At 64.9% G+C, this 3,828-nt stretch carries 4 protein-coding genes; all 4 read right to left on the bottom strand.

Annotation, left to right across the window (positions count from 1 at the left end; translation table 11 throughout):
* Window positions 1–232 precede the first annotated feature (232 nt).
* Window positions 233–1,156, bottom strand: coding sequence for an AMP-binding protein (locus tag H300_RS0121585; RefSeq protein WP_028429043.1), 924 nt, complete (start codon window positions 1,154–1,156; stop codon window positions 233–235).
* 295 nt (window positions 1,157–1,451) lie between these two features.
* Entirely contained in the window at window positions 1,452–2,720 is a 1,269-nt protein-coding gene (locus H300_RS28545) for an MFS transporter (protein ID WP_078516219.1), read from the bottom strand.
* The gene (locus H300_RS28540) at window positions 2,717–3,190 is read right to left on the bottom strand and encodes a hypothetical protein (protein ID WP_158678426.1); all 474 of its coding nucleotides are present in this window, start codon (window positions 3,188–3,190) and stop codon (window positions 2,717–2,719) included. Before H300_RS28540 ends, H300_RS28545 begins: the two co-directional genes overlap by 4 nt.
* 67 nt (window positions 3,191–3,257) lie before the next feature.
* The gene (locus tag H300_RS0121570; protein ID WP_028429041.1) at window positions 3,258–3,719 is read right to left on the bottom strand and encodes a radical SAM protein; all 462 of its coding nucleotides are present in this window, start codon (window positions 3,717–3,719) and stop codon (window positions 3,258–3,260) included.
* Window positions 3,720–3,828 lie beyond the last annotated feature (109 nt).

The raw sequence follows: 3,828 nt of genomic DNA, 5'->3' as shown, positions 1-3,828 counted from the left end.
CCTCCGCCGCACCGCCCGCGACCAGACCCGCCCCCTCACCCTGCTCGGCCTCAACTGATCAAAAGGGACGACATCGAACTACGCCGAAGCCCTGCTTGGTACCCGGGTCGGTATCCTTCTCGTGGACGCCGGACAGTGGCAACGCGTTGTCATCCATCTCGTTTGATCCATTCCATGAGCGTTGACCGGTCCAGCTTTCCGAGGTTGTTCCGCGGCAGTTCGTCGAAGATCCTCAGGTGGGGGCGAATCCGTGAGGGGCATTGGCGTGCAGCGCCCGTTCCACGGTCTCTCGTGAGGCTGCCGGCCCGGCCACCACAGCAAAGGCGTCTTCGAGCTCGGCACAACCGGCTCGTGGGACGACCACGAACGCCACCTCCACCACACCCTCGACTGCGCCGAGGGCGCCCTGGAGCGGGCCGATGTCCACAAACTTCCCGTTGGCCCGTAGCGCACCCGTTTTGCGTTCGATGAACCACACCTGGCCTGAAGCATCGCGCTCGACGACGTCCCCGGTCTCCCAGAGGAGCGACCCGCGCTCTGGTTCGTGGGCGTAGCCGAGGACGGGGGATGCCGTGCGGACGACCAGTTCGCCGCGTGATCCCGGCGCGGGGCTGACCATCTCGACGGAGGGGATCGGTCGGCCGAGTCCTTGCGGGCCAATGAACATCCCTCCGGTTTCACTCGATCCGTATCCCCGCGTGACCGGAACCCCGAAGCGGGTCGTGCACGCGGTGTCCAGCCCGTGCGAGACCTGACCGGCGCCGACCAGGATTGCCCGGGGCCGGTTGTAGCCCCGTCGTCTGGTCCGCGTGAGCAGACGCAGCAGGGCGGGGGTGACGGCCAGCTTGGTGGCGTCTCCACGGTCCAGGTCCACAGCTACGCCTGCGGCTGTGGTGAACGGACGGAGGTCAACTCGGCAGCCGGACAGCAGCGCAGCCAGTGCCACCCCCGAGCCGAAGGAGTGTGCCGTTGGTACCGGGATTCGTACGGTGTCCTCGGCGTTGAGCCCCATCCCCTCGCGGTAGCCGACGTGCTCGGCGAGGAGGCTGTTAACGCTGCGCCTCGCGAGCTTGGGCCGGCCGGTGGAGCCGGACGTCTCGTGGAGGAGGCCGAGAGTTGTGGGAAGGTGCCCTGCCGCCTCCCCACAGCGCTGCACAACGATTCCTCCGGTGGGTCCCGGGGTGACCGCGAACGACGCGTGGACTGACTCAATGTCCCGTGGCTCGCGGGGCGTCATCCACGCAGCGGCGCCCACGCTCCAGCAGGCGACTGCGGTCACCAAGAGGGTGTCTGGCGCGAGACCGGCGAGCAGGACCAGGGAGCCATCCCCGACGCCGGCCTTCCGACACTGCTCCGCATACCGCGTTATGCGCGCGACGGTGGCTTCTGAGCCGGCCTCGTCGAACCGGCCGCCGGATGACAGGACGGCGTCGGCCAGCGCTCGGCGCGCCTCAGACCTGGGAAACCGGGGTCGGCGTTACGGCGGAGATCAGCCGGTCCATCCCCACGATGGGGAGGGCCGTCAGGAAGGCGCCCACCACACCGATCCACATGCATGCCACGATCCCCAGATGCGCGCCGAGCCAGCCACCGAGGATCGATGCCAACGGCATGCTGCCCCACACGACGAATCGAATGGATGCGTTCATCCGGGCCAGCATGTCCTTGGGGCACACCCTTTGCCGCACGCTTACTTGGGTGATGTTGAAGGTCACCGCGCCCCATGTCATACCGAACTGGCCGAGGAGGAGCAGTGCCACCGGCAGCAGGAAGGGTGCGTCCTTAAGGGAACCGGCAACCGGGAAGGCCACCATGGACAGGCCCGCCGACAGCAGACCGACTGCCATGACTGCGCCGGGGCTCAGCCGAGCACGAACCTTCGAGAGAAGCGTTGCGGCCAACAGCCCTCCCAGCGTGCCGACTCCGAGCACGAGCCCCATGACGGTAGTCCCCAGCCCCAGCGTCGTGAGAATGAGCAGAGGTGTCAGCGTCATGATGATCGTGGCGAAAAAGTTCGACACCCCCACCGCGACGCACAGCCGCCGCAGTACAGGGTTGCCAACAACGAACCGCACGCCGGCGAGGATGTCCTGGGCAAGCCGGGAGCGCTTCCCTTGCTGCTCGGGGCGCGGCGGCTCGGCGTCCTTGACTGTGGCAAGGAATCCGGCACACACCACGTACGCCAGCGCATCGACGATGAGCACGACAGGAGCGCTGACCACCTTGAGAAGGAGTCCCGCGATGGCCGGCCCACCGACCGCGGAGACCTGGGCCGAGGACTCCAGTCGAGCGTTGGCCGATTCGATGGCGTCGTCGGAAACGATGAACGGCACGTAAGACTGATAAGCCACGTCGAAGAAGACGGAAGCCACGCCGACCACGATCGCGATGCCGTAAAGCCACGCCAGCGAGAGATGGTCGAAAGCCCATAGCACGGGGATCGTCGCCAACACGACTGCGCGCACCACCGCGGCCCTGACCATTGTGAGCCGCTTTAACCAACGATCGACCCATGCGCCGGCGGGCAGGCCGATCAGGAGATAGCAGACGGTAAGCGAGGCGGTCAGGTACCCGACCTCCACGCTTCCGGCGTCCAGGGTCTCGATCGCGACGACAGGCAATGCCACGAGTCCGAACCGTTGGCCGAGTTGAGAGGCTGTCTGGGCGGTCCAAAATCGAAGGAACCGACTGCTGCGAACGTCGGAAACAGCGGTACTCATCGAGGGACCGCCCCACTCATCAAGTGCTCCTCGATGAACACCGAGCCACGCACTTCGAGCCCCGAGGCCTGTACGAGGCCACGCACATGATCGAGCGTCACCACGAAACGATCCTTCCCGTAGATCAGGTAGCGCTTTCGGTCGCCAGCACCGGAGAAGTTCACCGTCATCACGTTCGCACCGGCGTCAAGGCCACGCGACTGCCCCCCACCGCCGACCCGCTCCAACGCGCTGACCGAGGGGATCAATACGTGCGGATAACGCAGCCGAAGCAAGGCGATAATGTTCAGCGCCAACTCGTTGTCCCCGATCGGTGACACGCTCATCGGCGTGTTCGGGGCGGGTATGAAAGGGCTCACGCTGCACATGTCCACACCGAGCTCCCCCGCCAACTCGATGTCGTTAACGATGCTGTCCAGGGTCTGCCCTGGCAGACTGGAGATCAACCCGGTGCCAACCTTGAATCCCACCTCTTGAAGGTCACGCATGCACCGCAGGCGGCTCTCCAGCGTCTCGTGGCGAATGCTGAGGTGGAGGTCAGGGTCGCTGGTCTCGTGCTTGAGGATGTAGCTCGTTGCACCCAGCGCGCAGTCGCTCGTATTGTGTGCGCTTGAGGTTGCCGACGTTCAGCAGGATTTCGACCCGATCGTTGTACAGCCGACGGATCCGGGGGATAGCGTCTTCGAGTATCGGTAGCAGCGAGGGGGTCTCACCGCCCTGCAGTAAAATAACGTCGATTCCACTGTCACGAATAAGTCCGGCCAACTCGACGATTCGGTCGGCGGTGAGGAAGTAGGTATCGTTCTCGCGAACGTTGTCGCGACGCATGGGGCAATAGTCGCAGTTCGCCCGACAGACGTTGGTGAGTTCAATGACGCCCCGCAGGACGACTGTGGCCCCGAAGTGCCGGTTCCGGGCCTGGCGACTCTCTGCGAACAGTTCCTCCTGCTCCGGGCCGTGGACCAGCAGTAGCCTGCGTATCTCTTCACGGGTCAGCAAAATTTACCTTCTCACTAGTGTCCTGAGTCGTTAATTCGTGTGCAGTATGCGGCGAGGGTGTCGAGGATGTCGTCCGCGGTCTTCGTCCAGATGAACGGCTTGGGGTTCT

The organism is Streptomyces sp. TAA040 (genome assembly GCF_000424845.1).
Note: the sequence above shows the minus strand (reverse complement) of the source record. Positions and strands in the feature narration are given on the sequence as shown.